Genomic DNA, 19257 nt, shown 5'->3' with positions numbered 1-19257 from the left:
ATGGAATCTCAACGCAATCTACTTCTGATCGGCCTGCTGTTCGTGAGCTTTCTGCTCTGGCAACAGTGGGAAGCCGACAAGGCGCCGAAGCCGGTGCCCACTGTCGCGGCCCAGGCCGAGCACTTTGTCCCTGCCGGTCAGTCCGCTGACGTCCCCCAGGTTGCCGAGCAGGCCAACGCCGCCCGCAAGCTGATCACCGTCTCCTCCGACGTCCTCAAGCTGACCCTGGACACCCAGGGTGGCGACATCGTCAAGGCCGAGCTGCTGGCTCACAGCCTGGAGCAAGGCAAGGATCAGCCGTTCGTACTGCTGGAAACCGGCAAGCACCTCTACATCGCCCAGAGTGGCCTGATCGGTCGTGATGGCCCGGATACCCGTCCGGAAGGCCGCCCCACCTACAGCACCGAGCAAATCAGCTATACCCTGGCCGATGGCCAGGAGAGCGTGGTGGTGCCCATGAGCTGGACCAACGACAAGGGCGTCACCTTCACCAAGGAGTTCGTACTCAAGCGTGGTGACTACGCCGTTGGCGTCGACTTCAAGATCGACAACAAGAGCGAGCAACCGGTACAGGTGCAGTTCTATGGCCAGCTGAAGCAGACCATTGCGACCCCCGAAGGTCAGCAGGGTCACGCCATGGTGGCCAGCGCCTACCGTGGTGGTGCCTTCTCCACCGCGGACACCCGCTACAAGAAGTACTCCTTCGACGAGATGAAGGAAGCCAACCTGGAGAAGAGCACCCAGGGTGGTTGGGTTGCCATGCTGCAACACTACTTCGTGACCGCTTGGGCTCCCCAGGCCGATCAGAGCAACACCTTCTATACCCGCGTGGTCGACAACAACCAGCAGGCCATCATCGGCTATAAGGCTCCTGTGGTCGACATCGCCGCCGGCGCTACCGCTGAAGTGGACGGCAAGCTGTGGATCGGTCCCAAGCTGCAGGATCAGATGGCCAAGGTAGCCAACCACCTTGATCTGACCGTCGACTACGGCTGGCTCTGGTTCATCGCCCAACCCCTGCACTGGCTGCTGACCGTGTTCCACGGCCTGGTACAAAACTGGGGTCTGGCCATCATCATGCTGACCCTGCTGGTGCGCGGCATCATGTTCCCGCTGACCAAGGCCCAGTACACCTCCATGGCCAAGATGCGCATGCTGCAGCCCAAGCTGGCCGCCCTGCGCGAGCGCTTCGGTGACGATCGCCAGAAGATGTCTCAGGGCATGATGGAGCTCTACAAGAAGGAGAAGGTCAACCCGCTCGGCGGCTGTCTGCCCATCCTGATCCAGATGCCCATCTTCATCGCCCTCTACTGGGCACTGATGGAATCGGTCGAGCTGCGCCATGCACCGTTCGCCCTGTGGATCCACGACCTGTCGGTCAAGGACCCCTACTTCGTGCTGCCGCTGCTGATGGGTGCCTCCATGTGGTTCCTGCAGAAGATGAGCCCGACCACCATCACAGACCCGATGCAACAGAAGGTGATGAACTTCATGCCGATCATCTTCACCTTCATGTTCCTCTGGTTCCCGGCCGGTCTGACCCTCTACTGGCTGGTGAGCAACGTCATCTCCATCACCCAGCAGACAATCATCTACCGTCAGCTGGAGAAGAAGGGCCTGCATACCCGCAGCTAACCCTGAATCCGATGACAAAAGGCGGCCTTCTGGCCGCCTTTTTTATTACAATGAGCCCCATCAGGACGGAGTGAAGATTGATGAGTACAGAGACTATTGTGGCCCAGGCCACCCCTCCCGGCCGTGGTGGCGTCGGCATATTGCGCGTCTCGGGCCCACTGGCCGAACGGGTCGCCGAGCAGGTGCTGGGCCGCCTTCCCCGGGTGCGCTATGCCGAATACCTCCCCTTTCGCGATAGCGGCGGCGAAGTGCTGGATCAGGGCATAGCCCTGCTGTTCAAGGCCCCCAACAGCTTCACCGGCGAAGATGTGCTGGAGCTGCAGGGGCATGGCGGCCCCGTCATTCTCGACATGCTGATGCGCCGCATTCTGCAGATTGACGGGGTTCGCCCGGCACGCCCCGGCGAGTTCAGCGAGCGCGCCTTCATGAACGACAAGCTGGACCTGGCCCAGGCCGAGGCGATCGCCGACCTCATCGAAGCCTCCAGCGAGCAAGCCGCCCGCAGCGCCATGCACTCCCTGCAGGGGGAGTTCTCAAACCGTATCCACCGGCTGGTGGAGAGTCTGATCCGCCTGCGCATCTATGTGGAAGCGGCCATCGACTTCCCCGACGAAGAGATCGACTTCCTCTCCGACGGCAAGGTGGCAGGAGATCTCTACGCCATCATGGACGATCTCGAGAGTGTGCGCTCACAAGCCAAGCAGGGTGCCCTGCTGCGTGAGGGGATGAAGGTGGTGATCGCCGGCCGTCCCAACGCCGGCAAATCGAGCCTGCTCAACGCCCTGGCCGGACGCGAATCGGCCATCGTCACCGAGATCGCCGGTACCACCCGTGACGTGCTGCGCGAGCACATCCACATCGATGGCATGCCGCTGCACATCATCGACACCGCCGGTCTGCGCGAGACAGATGACCAGGTGGAACGAATTGGCATAGAGCGCGCCTGGGCCGAGATAGAGCAGGCAGACCGGGTGCTCTTCATGGTCGATGGCACCACCACCGACGCGGTGGACCCGCGCGAGATCTGGCCGGATTTTGTGGATCGACTGCCGCGCCACATTGGCCTCACGGTGATCCGCAACAAGGCCGACCTGACCGGTGAGGATCTGGCTCCTGGCGAGGAGCAGGGCCACCCCGTCTACCGCATCTCCGCCAAGACCGAGCTGGGGCTGCCCGCCCTGCGCGAACACCTCAAGGGGATCATGGGTTTCCAGAGCAACACCGAGGGGGGCTTCATGGCCCGTCGCCGCCACCTGGACGCCCTGGAGCGTGCGGCCGAGCGCCTGCTGGTGGCCAAGGAGCAGCTCGAGGTGTTCGTCGCCGGCGAGCTGGTGGCCGAGGAGCTGCGCCTGGCCCAGGAATCCCTCAGTGAGATCACCGGAGAGTTCAGCTCCGACGATCTGCTGGGACGTATATTCTCGAGTTTCTGCATCGGAAAATGATGAATGAGGGGCGCCAGCCCCTCTTCTTTTTCCTCCCCGCCCCCAAACCCCAGCCAGGGGGGTGGATCGTTGAACGATCTCCTTATCCCCACGGTTTAGCCATATTTATCCACATGAGTTGGGAGTAGAATCCGCCCACACTCACTGTAAACAGGATCTATCCATGGCTCACGTCCATCTGGTGATCGGCTCCATGCTGGGAGCTGCCGAGTATGTTGCCGAACACGTCGCCGGCCTGCTGGAGCAAGCCGGGCACCAGGCCACCGAGCACAATCCGGCGCGTCTCGACGAGGTTCTTGCCGATCCCGACGGTATTCTCCTGGTGGTCACCTCCACTCATGGTGCGGGTGACGTGCCCGACAACCTGCAGCCCTTCTCTTTGGATCTTTCCCTTAAAAAACCGGATCTTGCAGGTCGACGCTACGGCGTGATCGCACTCGGTGACAGCAACTACGACACCTTTTGCGGCGCCGGAAAGCAGCTGGATCAACAACTTTGCGAACTTGGGGCCAGCCGGATCGGTGAGCGCCTCGAGATCGACGTGACTCGCCACGAGATCCCGGAAGATGCCGCCGAGCTCTGGATCCAGGAGTGGATACCCCTGATCGGATGATCAGTAGTCATGGATCGCGCCCACCGGGCCGATCGCCTTCGACCACGGCGCGATCCCCTGTCCACTCACTTATCAACAGATCCGCTCCGGATCACTTTTCACACGCTTACCCACATACCTATCCATCCATGTGGATAAACACCCTTCAAACCTCTTAAAAACCTATAGTTATCCTAATAACAACCCATGACTCGGATTTGGTTTGTGTATAAGTAGGCCAGTTGTCCCCCGGCTTCTGCCCCCCGGATCCAAGCTTTTCCACAGCTGACGATCGAGCTTAACGCCATGATCTTTCTGATCAAAAAGTGCTTATCAACAGATCTCGCCGGATCTAATAAAAGATCCAACAGAAGATCGATCTAAAGATCCTTAAGATCTATTTAGCGGATCCTGGATCTATATTGGACGTTAAGTAGACGTTCCCCTCCTGCCCTTAAACGGATAGAATGTTCCGCCTTTTTACGCCCAGGCAAACAGAGATCTTCAGGCGTTCCGATCAAGGTGATCCAGATGCAATACCATGAACAATTTGATGTGATCGTCGTCGGTGGCGGTCACGCCGGTACCGAAGCGGCCACGGCAGCGGCTCGTATGGGGATGAACACCCTGCTGCTGACCCACAATATCGATACGCTGGGGCATATGTCGTGCAACCCGGCCATCGGTGGGATCGGAAAAGGACATCTGGTTAAAGAGATCGATGCACTGGGCGGGATCATGGCGCGCGCCATCGATCATGGGGGGATCCAGTTCCGCACCCTCAACTCTTCCAAGGGGCCTGCAGTACGCGCGACTCGTGCCCAGGCCGATCGCCTGCTCTACAAGGCGGTCGTACGCCAGATGCTGGAGAATCAGCCAAACCTGAAGATCTTCCAGCAGGCGTGTGACGATCTCGTCATGGATGGTGACAAGGTCGTCGGTGTCGTGACCCAAACCGGGATCCGCTTCAGCGCCAAGGCGGTCGTGCTGACCGTGGGGACCTTCCTCAACGGGCTGATCCACGTCGGTCTCGAGAACTACCGGGGTGGTCGCGCCGGGGATCCGCCCTCGATCGCCCTGGCCCAACGGCTGCGTGAGCTGCCTCTGCGTATCGATCGTCTCAAGACGGGGACTCCGCCCCGCATCGATGCCCGCAGCGTCGACTTCTCCGTGATGCAGGAACAGCCGGGAGATACGCCGACACCGCTCTTCTCCTTCATCGGCGAGGCCAGCCACCACCCGCGCCAGATCTCCTGCTTCGTGACCCATACCAATGAGTGCACCCATGATGTGATCCGCGGTAACCTGGATCGCAGCCCCATGTACGCCGGGGTGATCGAGGGGATCGGTCCGCGCTACTGCCCCTCCATCGAAGACAAGATCATGCGTTTTGCCGACAAGACGTCGCACCAGATCTTCGTCGAGCCCGAGGGGCTGACTACCCACGAACTCTATCCGAACGGCATCTCCACCAGTTTGCCGTTTGATGTACAGGTGCAGATCGTCCGCTCGATTCGCGGCTTCGAGAATGCCCATATCACTCGCCCCGGCTACGCCATCGAGTACGACTTCTTCGATCCCAGGGATCTCAAGGCCAACATGGAGAGCAAGTTCGTGCCGAATCTCTTCTTTGCCGGCCAGATCAACGGTACCACCGGCTACGAAGAGGCCGGTGCCCAGGGGCTGCTGGCGGGGCTCAACGCCGCCCTGCGCGCCCAGGAGAAGGATCCCTGGCATCCGCGCCGGGATCAGGCCTATATGGGCGTGATGATGGACGATCTCTCCACCCTGGGAACCCGTGAACCCTATCGCATGTTCACCAGCCGTGCCGAGTACCGCCTGTTGCTGCGTGAAGACAACGCGGATCTGCGCCTCACCCCTGCCGGCCGCGAGCTGGGCCTGGTCGATGACGAGCGCTGGGGCAAGTTCAACCAGAAGCTGGAGCTTATCGAGCAGGAGCGTCAGCGTCTGCGCAGTAGCTGGATCCATCCCCAGCATCCCTCCCTGCCCGCCATCAACGAGCTGGTCACCACTCCCCTCTCCCGTGAGCACTCTCTCGAGGAGTTGATCCGTCGCCCTGAAGTGACCTATGAGGCGTTGATGGGGATCGAGGGGGTTGGCCCCGGCCTGGAGCACGCCCAGGCCGCCGAGCAGGTGGAGATTCAGATCAAATACGCCGGCTACATCGAGCGTCAGCAGGACGAGGTGGAGAAGCAGTTGCGCAACGAGCACACCCTGCTGCCGCTGGATCTCGATTATCGCGACGTCAACGGTCTCTCCAACGAGGTGGTGGCCAAGCTCAACGATGCCAAGCCTCAGACCATAGGTCAGGCCTCGCGCATCTCCGGCATCACACCGGCGGCCATCTCGATTCTGCTGGTACACCTGAAAAAACACGGCCTGCTGCGCAAGAGCGCCTGAGGATTCATACGGTTGGAAAACATGCTGGAAAGATTGAACGGCCTGCTCGCGCAGGCCGGTATTGTTATTACCGATCAACAGAAGAGCCAACTGGTTCAGTTGGTTGAGTTGCTGCACAAGTGGAACAAGGCTTACAATCTGACCTCGGTGCGCGAGCCGCAGGCCATGCTGGTCAAGCACATCATGGACAGTCTGGTGGTCAGCCCCTATCTGCAGGGGGAGCGTTTCATCGATGTGGGAACGGGTCCGGGATTACCCGGGCTACCGCTGGCTATCATCAATCCGGACAAGCAGTTTGTACTGCTCGACAGCCTGGGCAAGCGGATTCGCTTCATTCGCCAGGTGATCCTGGAGCTGGGGTTGACCAATGTCACGCCAGTCCAGTCCCGGGTTGAAGATTACCATCCCGAACAGGGATTCGACGGAGTGCTGAGCCGTGCCTTCGCCTCCCTCGAGGACATGTTGACCTGGTGTCATCATCTGCCCGCCACCGACGGTCGCTTCCTGGCACTCAAAGGGGTCTACCCTGCCGAGGAGTTGGCCACTCTGCCAGCCGGCGTCTCTCTCATCGCCTCTCATGCCCTCAAGGTGCCTGAGCTGGAGGGGGAGCGCCACCTGCTGGAGTTGAATGTTACCCGGCCCTAGTGGGCACACTATCGAGTTAGGGGAGAGCGTGGGAAAAGTCATCGCCATAGCCAACCAGAAGGGTGGAGTCGGCAAGACGACCACCTGTGTCAACCTGGCTGCCTCCCTGGCGGCCACCAAGCGCAAGGTGCTGGTGATCGACCTGGATCCCCAGGGTAATGCCACCATGGGCAGCGGGGTCGACAAGTACGAGGTCGAGCGCACTGCCTATGAGCTGTTGATCGAAGAGGCGCCGGTTGGCGAGGTGATCATTCCCGAGACTACGGGGGGTTACCACCTGATCGCCGCCAATGCGGATGTCACCGCGGCCGAGATCCGCCTGATGGAGTTTTTCGCTCGCGAGATCCGTCTGCGTAACGCCCTGGCCCCGGTACGGGACAAGTACGATTACATTTTCATCGACTGTCCTCCCTCCCTCAACATGCTCACCGTCAATGCCATGGCCGCCGCCGATTCGGTGCTGGTGCCCATGCAGTGTGAGTACTATGCCCTGGAGGGGCTGACGGCTCTGGTCGATACCATCAGCAAGCTGGCTGCCGTGGTCAATCCCGAGTTGCGGATCGAAGGGGTGCTGCGCACCATGTTCGACCACCGTAACCGCCTGGCCAATGATGTGTCCGATCAGCTGAAACAGCACTTTGGCGACAAGGTTTACCGCACCATCATCCCCCGCAATGTCCGGTTGGCCGAGGCCCCCAGCTTCGGTGCGCCGGCCATGCACTATGACAAATCTTCGGTAGGGGCCAAGGCCTACCTGGCGCTGGCCGGCGAGATGCTGCGCCGTCAGGAGCAAGAGCGACAGGCCGCTGCCATAGAACGAGAAACCCTATGACCCCGAAGAAACGTGGCCTCGGCAAGGGCCTCGATGCCCTGCTGAGCACCAGTTCTGCGGCCCGGCAGAAACAGGTTCAGAGTGACATGCGCACCGAACAGGCGATGCAGCCGGTTATCCCCCAGGGGGAGTTGCGCAAGTTGCCGGTGGAGTGGCTGCAGTCCGGTAAGTATCAGCCGCGCAAAGATATGTCCCAGGAGGCGCTCGAAGAGCTGGCCAGTTCAATTCGTGCGCAAGGGGTGATTCAGCCTATTGTGGTACGCTCTCTGTCCGAACAGCGTTTCGAGATCATCGCCGGTGAGCGCCGTTGGCGTGCCGCCCAACTGGCCCGTCTCGAGGTGGTCCCCTGTCTGATCCGTGAGGTTCCCGATGAGGCGGCCGTGGCCATCGCCCTCATCGAGAACATTCAGCGCGAGGATCTCAATGCCATCGAAGAAGCCGTGGCTCTACAGCGGCTGTTGACCGAGTTCGAACTGACTCATCAACAGGTGGCCGAGGCGGTGGGCAAGTCGCGTACCACGGTCACCAACCTGCTGCGTCTGAACCAGCTCAACGATGATGTGAAGCGCCTGGTGGAGCACGGAGACCTCGACATGGGCCATGCCCGGGCCCTGCTGGCGCTGAGCGGCGAGGCGCAGTCTGAGCTGGCTCGCAGCGTGGTGCAGAAGGGGTTGACGGTGCGTGAGACCGAGCGTCTGGTGCAGAAGAGCCAAGAGCCGGAAGAGCCAAAAGTCGCCGTCGCCGCCGACCCTCAGGTCGAGTATCTGGAGCGTCGCCTGGCTGACGTGATCGGCTCCCGGGTGCAGATCCAGACAGGCAAAAAGGATAGCGGCAAGTTAGTGATAAGTTACGGGAGCTTGACGGAATTGGACAAGATATTGGTCCATTTTGGCGTATCAGAATCGTAATTTTTGCGCTTTTTGTAGTAATAAAACATGCATTACATTGCATATGAAAGGAAGCTGAATATGCGCTCCAACGCCGCAGAAAATAAGGCTTTCTGTCGTGTTGCAATGGCCCTTTTCACGGGTATAATTTGACCGGCGTTTAAGCTGTGTGAATCGGGGGTTTAACCTCCTTTTTTTACAGTTTAGCTACATTTGGGGAGTCTGATGGTTGCAGTAAAACAGACCTGGCAGGGGCTACGCCTTGGCTTGGTCCTCCTTGTGGTCCATCTCTTCCTGATACTGGTGAGCGGTGCCGTCTGGTACCAACTTTCGGGGCTGCTCGCCGGGTATTCCGCCCTCGTTGGGGGGGGGATATTCTGGTTCCCGCAGTTGCTCTACAGCCTCTGGGTTTTGGGACGGGATGCGTCTCGAACCAGCCCGGGCGTGGTGTTGTGGGACTTCTACGTTGGAGCAGGGATTAAGCTTCTCTGCACCGTGATGCTGTTTGTCATGGTGCTGGTTGAATTGGAGACGGATCACCTCCCTCTCTACGTCACCTATGCCCTATCCCTGTTTTTCCAATGGGTCATTACGATCATTCTCAATAACCGCTACTAGGAAAACTCATGGCTGCAACCGGAGAAGCCCTGACTGCTCAGGGGTACATCTCCCACCACCTGCACCATCTGCAAGTGGGTTCGGGGTTCTGGGCGGTAAATATCGACTCCATGATATTTTCCGTTGTCCTCGGCGCGCTGTTTATCTGGATCTTCCGCAAGGTTGCCGTTTCGGCCTCCAGCGGTGTACCGGGTAAGCTGCAGTGTTTTGTAGAGATGGTTGTCGAGTTTGTGGATGGAACCGTCAAAGGGATCTTTCACGGCAAGAGCCGTATGATTGCCCCTCTGGCCCTGACTGTGTTCGTCTGGGTATTCCTGATGAACCTGATGGACCTCATCCCGGTCGACTATCTGCCCTACACAGCACAAGCGTTGGGTATCCCCTACTTGCGAGTAGTTCCTTCCGCCGACGTTAACATCACCATGTCCATGGCCCTGGGTGTCTTCGCCTTGATCATCATCTACAGCATCAAGATGAAGGGCGTTTCCGGGTTTGTGAAGGAGTTGACTCTTCAACCCTTCAACCACTGGGCACTGATCCCCGTTAACCTCGCGCTGGAGTTGGTTACCCTGCTGTCCAAGCCCATCTCTCTGGGTCTGCGACTGTTCGGTAACATGTATGCTGGTGAACTGGTCTTTATCCTGATCGCCGGCCTGCTGCCGTGGTGGTCCCAATGGCTCCTTAGTGTGCCCTGGGCGCTGTTCCACATTCTGGTAATTACTCTGCAAGCCTTTATCTTCATGGTTCTGACCATCGTATACCTCTCGATGGCCAGTGAAGATCATTGATTTAACTAACTTTTTAGCAACTGCCTCTGTTTGGAGATCTTAAAGATGGAAATGATTTACTTCGCCGCTGCAATCATGCTGGGTATGGCCGCTGTTGGTGCCGCTATCGGCATCTCCCTGCTGGGTGGCAAGTTCCTGGAAGGTGCTGCGCGTCAGCCGGATCTGATGCCGATCCTGCGTACCAACTTCTTCATCGTTATGGGTCTGGTTGACGCTATCCCGATGATCGTCGTGGGTATGGGTCTGTACCTGATCTTCGGTGTTTCCGCCTAACTCTCGAGTGACTGTTCAGCGAACACCACTTTTTTTGAACTTCACATAGAGAGGAACTGGTTGTGGATATCAACGCCACCCTCCTTGGCCAGACAGTCGCCTTTATCATCTTCGTCTGGTGCTGCATGAAGTTTGTATGGCCGCCGCTGATGGCTGCCATCGAGGCTCGCCAGAAAGCTATTGCTGACGGCCTCTCTTCTGCAGAACGCGCGAAGAAGGATCTGGAACTGGCCCAGGCTAATGCTTCCGATCGTCTGAAAGAGGCCAAACAGCAGGCTTCCGAAATCATTGAGCAGGCCAACAAGCGTAAGGCCCAGATCATTGATGAAGCGACCACTGCTGCCCAGGCCGAGCGGGAGAAAATCCTGACTCAAGGCCGTGCCGAGATCGAAGCCGAACGTCATCGTGCTAAAGAAGAGCTGCGCAAGCAGGTTGCTGCCCTCGCCATCGCCGGCGCAGAGAAGATCCTGGAGCGTCACATCGACCAGGCTGCCAACAACGACATCGTCGACAAGCTGGTAGCGGAACTGTAACGGGAATGGGGCCATGTCTGAACTGACTACCATTGCTCGCCCCTACGCCAAGGCTGCTTTCGACTTTGCCGTCGAGCAACAGGCGATCGCCCAGTGGCAGGAGATGCTGGAGTTTGCGGCCCAGGTGGCCGAGAACGACACCGTCGCTGCCCTGATTAGCGGCGCCATGGCTGCCGACCAGCTGGCAAACGTGTTTGTCGGTGTCTGCGGTGAGCAACTCAACGAGCACGGCCAAAACCTGATCCGGGTGATGGCCGAGAATGGTCGTTTGAGTGTACTGCCGGCTGTGGCTGTCGAATTCCACCTGCTCAAGGCCGAACACGAGAAGAGTGTCGAGGCCGAGGTGGTATCGGCGGTCGAGCTGACCGAACAGCAGAAAGCCGACATTCAGGCTTCTCTGGAAAAACGTCTCGCGCGCAAAGTGAAGCTGAATTGCAGCACAGATGCGTCCTTGATGGCCGGAGTGCTCATCAGAGCCGGCGACCTGGTTATCGACGGTTCCCTCCGCGGTAAACTGGATCGGATGGCCGACGCGCTGCAATCTTGATTGGGGTATTAGAGCATGCAACTGAATTCCACTGAAATCGCCGAGCTGATCAAGCAGCGCATTGCGCAGTTTGAGATCAAGAGCGAGGCGCACAACGAAGGTACCATCGTCTCTGTGAGCGACGGTATCATTCGTATCCACGGCTTGGCCGACGCCATGCAGGGTGAGATGATCGAGCTGCCGGGCAACCGCTACGCTCTGGCATTGAACCTGGAGCGTGACTCCGTTGGTGCCGTGGTCATGGGTCCCTACGCCGATCTGGCCGAAGGGATGAAGGTCAAGGGTACCGGTCGTATCCTGGAAGTGCCGGTTGGCCGTGGTCTGCTGGGCCGGGTGGTCAACACCCTGGGTCAACCGATCGACGGTAAGGGCCCGGTTGAGCACGATGGCTTCTCTCCGGTAGAAGTGATCGCCCCGGGTGTTATCGAGCGTAAGTCTGTTGACCAGCCTGTCCAGACCGGTCTGAAAGCCATCGACGCCATGATCCCCATCGGTCGTGGCCAGCGTGAGCTGATCATCGGTGACCGTCAGGTGGGTAAGACCGCCATCGCCATCGACACCATCATCAACCAGAAAGACTCCGGCATTAAGTGTGTCTACGTGGCGGTAGGTCAGAAGGCCTCCACCATCGCCAACGTGGTACGCAAGCTGGAAGAGCACGGCGCGCTGGCCAACACCGTCGTGGTCGTGGCTTCTGCCTCCGAAGCGGCTGCCCTGCAGTTCCTGGCTCCCTATGCCGGTTGCTCCATGGGTGAGTACTTCCGTGACCGTGGCGAAGATGCCCTGATCATCTATGACGACCTCTCCAAGCAGGCCGTTGCCTACCGTCAGATCTCCCTGCTGCTGCGCCGTCCGCCTGGACGTGAAGCCTACCCGGGTGACGTCTTCTATCTGCACTCCCGTCTGCTCGAGCGTGCCGCTCGCGTCAACGAAGAGTACGTTGAGAAGTACACCAAGGGCGAAGTGAAAGGCCAGACCGGTTCTCTGACCGCCCTGCCGATCATCGAAACCCAGGCCGGCGACGTATCCGCATTCGTTCCGACCAACGTGATCTCCATCACCGACGGCCAGATCTTCCTGACTACCCAGCTGTTCAACTCCGGTATTCGTCCGGCCGTTGACCCGGGTATCTCCGTATCCCGTGTAGGTGGTGCGGCTCAGACCAAGATCATCAAGAAGCTGTCCGGTGGTATCCGTACCGCTCTGGCCCAGTATCGCGAACTGGCCGCCTTCGCCCAGTTCTCTTCCGATCTGGATGATGCGACCCGCAAGCAGCTGGATCACGGCCAGAAGGTAACCGAGCTGATGAAGCAGAAGCAGTATGCCCCGATGAGCGTTGCTCACCAGGCACTGGTGCTGTTCGCGGCCGAGAAGGGTTACCTCAACGACGTTGACCTGAACAAAGTGGTCGACTTCGAAGCCGCTCTGGTCTCCTACGCTAATACCCAGCATGGCGAGCTGATGGCTGAAATCAATGCCAAGGCCGACTACAACGACGCGATCGTTGGCAAGCTGACTGCGTTGCTCGATACCTTCAAAGCAACCCAGACCTGGTAAGCGTGTGTGGCAGCCCCGGGCTGCCACCTGATGGAGAATAGAGATGGCCGGCGCAAAAGAGATACGTACCAAGATCGGGAGTGTGAAGAACACTCAGAAGATCACCAGCGCTATGGAAATGGTGGCAGCGAGCAAGATGCGCCGTGCGCAGGATCGCATGTCTGCCAGCCGTCCATACGCTGAAACCATGCGCAAGGTGATCGGCCACATCGCTCAGGGGAACCTGGAATACAAGCACCCCTACCTCATCGAGCGTGAGGTCAAGCGTGTGGGCTACATCGTCATCTCCACCGACCGTGGCCTGTGTGGTGGTTTGAACATTAACCTGTTCAAGGCCGCCATCAATGACATGAAGCAATGGAGCCAAAAGGGCGCCAAGATTGATCTGGCCCTGATTGGCAACAAGGCGAACGGCTTCTTCCAGAAGTATGGCGCCAAGGTCGTTGCCCAAGTGTCCGGCCTCGGGGATGCCCCGAGTGTCAATGACCTGATCGGTTCCGTGAAGGTCATGCTGAAGGCCTATGACAACGGTGAGATTGACCGTCTGTACCTGGTGTACAACAAGTTTGTGAACACCATGGTGCAACAGCCCAAGGTCGATCAACTGCTGCCTTTGCCCATTACCGAAGACAGCAAGCTCGCCAAGAAACACCACTGGGATTACCTCTATGAGCCGGATCCCAAGCAACTGCTCAACACCCTGCTGGTTCGCTATGTCGAATCTCAGGTGTACCAGGGCGTAGTGGAAAACTTGGCAAGTGAACAGGCAGCCCGAATGGTTGCCATGAAAGCCGCGACTGACAACGCCGGCAACCTGATTAACGATCTGCAACTGGTGTACAACAAGGCCCGTCAGGCCAGTATCACCCAGGAGCTCAACGAGATCGTGTCCGGTGCTGCCGCGGTGTAAGGCAAGGGTTACCCAAAGGTTTAGAGGATTTGACATGAGTAACGGTTTCATCGTCCAAATCATCGGCGCTGTGGTGGACATCGAGTTCCCGCAGAATGCCGTGCCCCAAGTGTACGATGCACTGAAAATCGTCAGCGAGGGTCAAGGCCAGGGTCTGGTGCTGGAAGTTCAGCAGCAGATCGGTGGCGGGATCGTTCGCTGTATCGCCATGGGTTCCTCCGACGGTCTGCGCCGTGGGATGGAAGTCGTCAACACCGGCAACCCGATTCAGGTTCCGGTTGGCAAGGCCACCCTGGGCCGCATCATGAACGTGCTGGGCGAGCCGGTTGACGAAGCCGGCCCCATCGGCGAAGACGAGCGTTGGGCTATCCACCGCGAAGCGCCGAGCTACGAAGAGCAGTCTGGCTCTACCGACCTGCTGGAGACGGGTATCAAGGTTATCGACCTGGTATGCCCGTTTGCCAAGGGTGGTAAGGTCGGTCTGTTCGGTGGTGCCGGTGTAGGCAAGACCGTCAACATGATGGAGCTGATCCGTAACATCGCGATCGAGCACTCCGGTTACTCCGTGTTTGCGGGCGTGGGTGAGCGTACTCGTGAGGGTAACGACTTCTACCACGAGATGAAGGACTCCAACGTACTGGACAAGGTTGCCCTGGTATACGGTCAGATGAACGAGCCGCCCGGAAACCGTCTGCGCGTGGCACTGACCGGTCTGACCATGGCCGAGAAGTTCCGTGACGAGGGTAAAGACGTTCTGCTGTTCGTCGACAACATCTATCGTTACACCCTGGCCGGTACCGAGGTATCCGCACTGCTGGGCCGTATGCCCTCCGCAGTAGGTTACCAGCCGACCCTGGCCGAGGAGATGGGCGTTCTGCAGGAGCGTATTACCTCCACCAAGACCGGCTCCATCACCTCCGTACAGGCCGTTTACGTTCCTGCGGATGACTTGACCGACCCGTCCCCGGCGACCACCTTCGCCCACCTGGACGCGACCGTGGTTCTGTCCCGTCAGATCGCCGCCCTGGGTATCTACCCGGCCGTTGATCCGCTGGACTCCACCTCCCGTCAGCTGGATCCGCTGGTGGTTGGCAAGGAGCACTACGAGACCGCTCGTGGCGTGCAGACCGTTCTGCAGCGCTACAAGGAGCTGAAGGACATCATCGCCATCCTGGGTATGGATGAACTGTCAGAAGAAGACAAGCTGACCGTTGCCCGTGCCCGTAAGATCGAGCGTTTCCTGTCCCAGCCCTTCTTCGTGGCCGAAGTATTTACCGGTTCCCCGGGCAAGTACGTGCCGCTGAAGGAGACCATTCGTGGCTTCCAGGGCATCCTGAAAGGCGAGTATGACGATCTGCCCGAGCAGGCGTTCTACATGGTTGGCGGCATCGACGAAGTCGTCGAGAAGTCCAAGAAACTGTAAGCCTCGATAGGAGGGCTCATGGCTGAGATATCCTTTCACCTGGACGTCGTAAGCGCCGAAGGCAAGCTGTTCTCCGGTCGCGTTCAGAGTGTCGCGGTGACAGGTGCGGAAGGTGAGCTGGGTATTCATCATGGTCACACGCCGCTGCTGACCTCCATCAAGCCGGGCCTGGTCCGGCTGGTGAAGCAACAGGGTGGCGAAGAGGTGATGTACATCTCCGGCGGTATGCTGGAAGTACAGCCGGAAACCGTGACCGTGCTGGCGGACACCGCCATCCGTGCCGATGACCTGGACGAGGCGAAAGCCCTCGAGGCCAAGCGTCGTGCCGAAGAGCGGATCCACAGCTCCCACGGCGATATCGACTATGCCCAGGCCTCTGCCGAGCTGGCCAAGGCACTGGCCCAGCTGCGGGTCATCGACATCGTCAAGAAGAACTATCGCTGATAACGGTGATGCAAAAAGCGACCTTCGGGTCGCTTTTTTTTTGCCCCTTGGATAGACTCCGCCGGGTATTTCCACACGAATTCAAGGCTGAAATCATGTCTCTCAATGTCGTCATCCTGGCCGCGGGCAAAGGCACCCGCATGCGTTCTCCCCTGCCCAAGGTGCTCCATCCGGTCGCCGGCAAGGCCATGGTCTCCCATGTGATCGATACCGCTCGCCAGGTGGGCGCCGGCAAGATGCATCTGGTGTACGGTCATGGTGGCGAGCTGCTCAAGGAGCGGATCCAGGCGGACGACCTGAACTGGGTGTTGCAGGCCCAGCAGCTGGGGACCGGTCATGCGGTGGCACAGGCCATCCCGTTCTGGAGCGATGAAGATGACGTGCTGGTGCTGTACGGCGACACCCCGCTGATCCAGCCCGAGACCCTGCAGCGGCTGCTGGCCGCCAAGGCAAGCGATGGTATGGCGCTGCTGACCGTGGTGCTCGACAACCCCACCGGCTATGGTCGCATCGTGCGGGAAAACGGCCAGGTGGTCGGCATCGTCGAGCAGAAGGATGCCAGCGCCGGGCAGCTCGCCATTCGTGAGGTGAACACGGGGGTGCTGGTCGCCAATGGTGGCCAGCTGCGCAGCTGGCTGTCGCGGCTGGATAACAAGAACGCCCAGGGGGAGTTTTATCTCACCGACGTTATCGCCATGGCCCACGCCGACGGTTGCCCTATCGCTGCCGTGCATCCGGAGCGTGCCGCCGAGGTAGAGGGGGCCAACAACCGGGTGCAGCTGGCGGCGCTCGAGCGCAGCTACCAGCAGATGCAGGCCGAGCGCCTGATGATCGCCGGAGTGAGCATGATGGATCCGGCCCGCTTCGATCTGCGCGGCGAGCTGAGCGTCGGGGAAGAGGTGGTGATCGACGTCAATGTCATCATCGAAGGCAGGGTCACCCTGGGTAACCGGGTGGTGGTGGGTGCCGGCGCCATCCTCAAGGATTGCGAGATCGGTGACGACACCGAGATCAAACCCTACTCGGTGGTGGAAGGGGCCCGGGTGGCCGATCAGTGCTCGGTCGGTCCGTTTGCCCGTCTGCGCCCGGGGGCTGTGCTGGAGCAGGACGCCCACGTGGGTAACTTCGTCGAGATGAAGAAGGCACGCCTCGGGGTTGGCTCCAAGTGTGGTCATTTGACCTATCTCGGGGATGCGGAAGTCGGCGCCAAGGTGAACATAGGCGCCGGTACCATTACTTGTAATTACGACGGGGTGAACAAGTTCCAGACCATCATCGAGGATGATGTCTTCGTCGGCTCCGATACCCAGCTGGTGGCACCGGTGCGCATCGGCAAGGGGGCGACCCTGGGTGCCGGCTCCACCATCACCAAGGACGTGGCCGAGAACGAGCTGGTCATCACCCGGGTGCCCCAGCGCCACATCAAGAACTGGGCCCGCCCGGTGAAGAAGAAGTGATAACCGATCAACCATAAGCAGAGGGCGCCCGCAGGCGCCCTCTTTCGTTTCACTCTCCCCTGTTCAGGGCGTACCAGTCAAACGTGCGGGTCAGCATCATCACCAGAGCCAGGATCAGCAGCAGCAACAGGGCACCCAGCAGCAGGGCGAGATCCTCGGCCTGCAGCAGACCGTAGAGTACGGTGTAGAGCAGTGCCTGCAGGCCGGCGAAGGCGAGGCCTGCACGAGGCCCGCCCAGTGCCTGGCTCAGGTAGACAGCGTTGAGCAGCACACACGCCAGGCTGGCCAGCAGATAGGCCGGGGTGAAGCCGATCTGCTCGGTCAGGGCCAGCAGCACCAGATAGAAGATCACCAGGCTCATGCCGACCAGGGCGTACTGGATGGGGTGGATGCGCAGCCCGCGCAGCAACTCTCCCATCACCACGGCCAGGAAGGTGAGCCCGATAAAGAGCAGGGCATACTTGGCGCTGCGCTCGTTCTGCTGATAGTGATCCACCGGTTGCACCAGGCTGGTGGCAAAGGCCGGCAGTGTATCGCTGTGCTCCTCGATAAGGTCTGGCAGGCGGCTCTCCATGTCGGTCGCAAACCAGCTGGTCTGCCAGCGGGCGTTGAAGCCCTCCTGGGTGACCTCGCGGCTGGTGGGCAGGAAGTCGCCGAGGAAATTGGGGTGTGGCCAGTTCCCCGCCAGGGTGAGGCTGCTGTCGCGGCCGACCGGCACCAGAGCCAGCCTCTCCATCCCCTGCAGGGTCAGCTCTACCTCGAAGCGCCCCCCGGCATCCGTCGTCAGTGGGGCATGAACCCCAGCCAGTTGACCGAGGCGAGCCCCGGGCATCACCTCCAGGGACTTGCCCCCCAGGGTGAGGGTCGGGATCTGGCTGATGCCTCGGGCATCGGAGAGTGCCAGGCTGAGATAGGGGGTCTCGGCCACCGCATCGGCCGGTACCTGCCAATCCGGATCGGCATCCAGGGTTCCGCTCAGGGTCACTTTGGCCTGATAGACCTGGGCCTGATAGATACCCAGAGTGCGCGGGGTGACCTCCATGCCGATATGGGCGTCGAGGCGCTGGGGCAGGCGATAGCGCAGCAGGCGCTCCTGATAGCGCTTCACTTCCTTACCATCGTGCAACGTGACTTCGCGCACAAAGGGCTGCACCAGCACCGGGCCTATCAGGCGCTGGGGACCACTGGCGCTGCCCATGATCTTCTCTATCGCCTCTCGCCGATAGGCCTGACGCTCCTGGTTCAGATCCAGGATCCACTGCATCGGCAACATCAGCAGCAGGCCAAGCAGCAACAAGACGGTCGTTTTATGAGTCAGTATCTGTTTCACCATGACAATCCCTCCTTGAGATGGGAGCACTTTAGGCGGGGGGAGTGAAGCGGGCATGAGGCCGTGTGAAGAGAGGGTGAAGCCATGAAAAAACCGGCCCGTCGGGCCGGTCGTGCTACTCCTTGCCGAGACGGGCCGGCAGGGCTGCCAGCACCTCCTCTTTCGCCTGAACAGAGGCAAACTGCTTGCCAGGGGGCTGGATCCGGGTGCGCACGAAGATGCGATGCTGTGATCCCTTGCTCGCCCAGCCGACAAACCAGCCGATCTGTTGCCCCTTGTCGAGACTGCCATCGGCGCGCTTGGGATACCCCATGCCCGTCTTGCCGTGGATCTGCCAGCCATCGATCTCGGCCACCTTCAGGATGTTCGCACTGTGGCGCAGGGTCTCGGGGGCGAGGCCGAGACGGCCGTCGAGCATACGGCCGAGGAAGCGGGCCTGCTCCTGCGGGCTGATGGCCAGGCTGGCACTGAGCCAGGCCTGGGTCAGACCGTCCTGCTTGCCGGGGTTGCCGGACAGATCCCGGTTGCCGTAGTCGAAGCGATCGACGTAGCGCTGGAATCGCTGCATGCCCAGCCACTCGGTGAGGCGCTGGGAATACCAGACCACGGAGTAGGTCTCCCAGCGTCTCGGGGTGGTGGTTTCGCGCCAGGCGGGCAGCCAGCCATCGTATTGGGGCTGGTATGGCAGGGCCGGGTGCTCCTCATCGGTCAGGTAACCGCTCTCGTAACCCATCAGGGCGAGCGGGATCTTGAAGGTCGAGGCGGGGGGAAGGCGCCGATCGCAGCCTCCCTCCTGCTCGATGGGGTTGCCGTGACCATCGGCCCACAGGAAGCAGCCTGCCGCCGAGGCAGGCAGGGCGCACAACAGGCTCACGGCCAGGGCGGTACTCAGTAAGGGTGAGGGCATGAGGACTCCTTATGGG

General features: G+C 60.0%; 19 protein-coding genes. 17 read left to right on the top strand and 2 right to left on the bottom strand.

What is annotated here, in order from left to right:
* The 17 genes from yidC to glmU all read left to right on the top strand — a co-directional run bounded on the left by yidC (position 1) and on the right by glmU (position 17004).
* Positions 1-1635, top strand: coding sequence for a membrane protein insertase YidC (yidC, locus tag AB5Y48_RS12380; RefSeq protein ID WP_368164638.1), 1635 nt, complete (start codon positions 1-3; stop codon positions 1633-1635).
* Between the two features lie 80 nt (positions 1636-1715).
* Positions 1716-3077, top strand: coding sequence for a tRNA uridine-5-carboxymethylaminomethyl(34) synthesis GTPase MnmE (mnmE, locus tag AB5Y48_RS12375; protein ID WP_050665267.1), 1362 nt, complete (start codon positions 1716-1718; stop codon positions 3075-3077).
* 163 nt (positions 3078-3240) lie between these two features.
* On the top strand, positions 3241-3690 hold the full coding sequence (gene mioC, locus AB5Y48_RS12370) for an FMN-binding protein MioC (protein ID WP_060583230.1): 450 nt from the start codon (positions 3241-3243) through the stop codon (positions 3688-3690).
* A gap of 510 nt (positions 3691-4200) precedes the next feature.
* Positions 4201-6090 carry a tRNA uridine-5-carboxymethylaminomethyl(34) synthesis enzyme MnmG gene (mnmG, locus tag AB5Y48_RS12365; protein WP_368164635.1) on the top strand — a complete coding sequence of 630 codons (1890 nt, stop codon included), beginning with the start codon at positions 4201-4203 and terminating at the stop codon, positions 6088-6090.
* 21 nt (positions 6091-6111) lie between these two features.
* Entirely contained in the window at positions 6112-6735 is a 624-nt protein-coding gene (gene rsmG, locus AB5Y48_RS12360) for a 16S rRNA (guanine(527)-N(7))-methyltransferase RsmG (RefSeq protein ID WP_050665376.1), read from the top strand.
* Between the two features lie 28 nt (positions 6736-6763).
* On the top strand, positions 6764-7567 hold the full coding sequence (locus AB5Y48_RS12355; RefSeq protein WP_050665270.1) for a ParA family protein: 804 nt from the start codon (positions 6764-6766) through the stop codon (positions 7565-7567).
* Positions 7564-8475 (top strand): ParB/RepB/Spo0J family partition protein, encoded by a 912-nt coding sequence (locus AB5Y48_RS12350; protein ID WP_050665271.1) that lies wholly within the window; start codon positions 7564-7566, stop codon positions 8473-8475. Before AB5Y48_RS12355 ends, AB5Y48_RS12350 begins: the two co-directional genes overlap by 4 nt.
* A gap of 204 nt (positions 8476-8679) precedes the next feature.
* Positions 8680-9072, top strand: a complete 393-nt coding sequence (locus AB5Y48_RS12345; protein WP_050665272.1) for an ATP synthase subunit I — start codon at positions 8680-8682, stop codon at positions 9070-9072.
* Positions 9073-9080: 8 nt separating this feature from the next.
* Complete coding sequence (atpB, locus tag AB5Y48_RS12340) at positions 9081-9860, top strand: F0F1 ATP synthase subunit A (protein ID WP_050665273.1); 780 nt, start codon at positions 9081-9083, stop codon at positions 9858-9860.
* 30 nt (positions 9861-9890) lie between these two features.
* Positions 9891-10133, top strand: coding sequence for a F0F1 ATP synthase subunit C (gene atpE / locus AB5Y48_RS12335; protein ID WP_050665274.1), 243 nt, complete (start codon positions 9891-9893; stop codon positions 10131-10133).
* Between the two features lie 62 nt (positions 10134-10195).
* On the top strand, positions 10196-10666 hold the full coding sequence (gene atpF / locus AB5Y48_RS12330) for a F0F1 ATP synthase subunit B (protein WP_050665275.1): 471 nt from the start codon (positions 10196-10198) through the stop codon (positions 10664-10666).
* 13 nt (positions 10667-10679) lie between these two features.
* A complete protein-coding gene (gene atpH, locus AB5Y48_RS12325) occupies positions 10680-11213 on the top strand; it encodes a F0F1 ATP synthase subunit delta (RefSeq protein ID WP_050665276.1) in 534 nt (177 codons plus the stop codon).
* Between the two features lie 15 nt (positions 11214-11228).
* Positions 11229-12770: a F0F1 ATP synthase subunit alpha gene (atpA, locus tag AB5Y48_RS12320; protein WP_050665277.1), complete on the top strand. Its 1542-nt coding sequence runs from the start codon at positions 11229-11231 to the stop codon at positions 12768-12770.
* Positions 12771-12813: 43 nt separating this feature from the next.
* Positions 12814-13680 (top strand): F0F1 ATP synthase subunit gamma, encoded by an 867-nt coding sequence (gene atpG / locus AB5Y48_RS12315; protein ID WP_050665278.1) that lies wholly within the window; start codon positions 12814-12816, stop codon positions 13678-13680.
* A gap of 34 nt (positions 13681-13714) precedes the next feature.
* A complete protein-coding gene (atpD, locus tag AB5Y48_RS12310; protein WP_050665279.1) occupies positions 13715-15103 on the top strand; it encodes a F0F1 ATP synthase subunit beta in 1389 nt (462 codons plus the stop codon).
* 18 nt (positions 15104-15121) lie between these two features.
* Positions 15122-15547, top strand: a complete 426-nt coding sequence (locus tag AB5Y48_RS12305; protein ID WP_050665280.1) for a F0F1 ATP synthase subunit epsilon — start codon at positions 15122-15124, stop codon at positions 15545-15547.
* A gap of 95 nt (positions 15548-15642) precedes the next feature.
* Complete coding sequence (glmU, locus tag AB5Y48_RS12300) at positions 15643-17004, top strand: bifunctional UDP-N-acetylglucosamine diphosphorylase/glucosamine-1-phosphate N-acetyltransferase GlmU (RefSeq protein ID WP_368164630.1); 1362 nt, start codon at positions 15643-15645, stop codon at positions 17002-17004.
* Between the two features lie 49 nt (positions 17005-17053).
* On the opposite strand, the gene creD is transcribed toward glmU, so the two are convergent.
* Positions 17054-18337, bottom strand: coding sequence for a cell envelope integrity protein CreD (gene creD, locus AB5Y48_RS12295; protein WP_368164629.1), 1284 nt, complete (start codon positions 18335-18337; stop codon positions 17054-17056).
* 112 nt (positions 18338-18449) lie between these two features.
* Positions 18450-19241, bottom strand: a complete 792-nt coding sequence (gene blaOXA, locus AB5Y48_RS12290) for a class D beta-lactamase (RefSeq protein ID WP_224160936.1) — start codon at positions 19239-19241, stop codon at positions 18450-18452.
* Between the last annotated feature and the right edge of the window lie 16 nt (positions 19242-19257).

Origin of the sequence: Aeromonas sp. R6-2, assembly GCF_040908155.1 — a bacterium.
In the GTDB taxonomy this organism is placed as follows: domain Bacteria; phylum Pseudomonadota; class Gammaproteobacteria; order Enterobacterales; family Aeromonadaceae; genus Aeromonas; species Aeromonas schubertii.
Note: the sequence above shows the minus strand (reverse complement) of the source record. Positions and strands in the feature narration are given on the sequence as shown.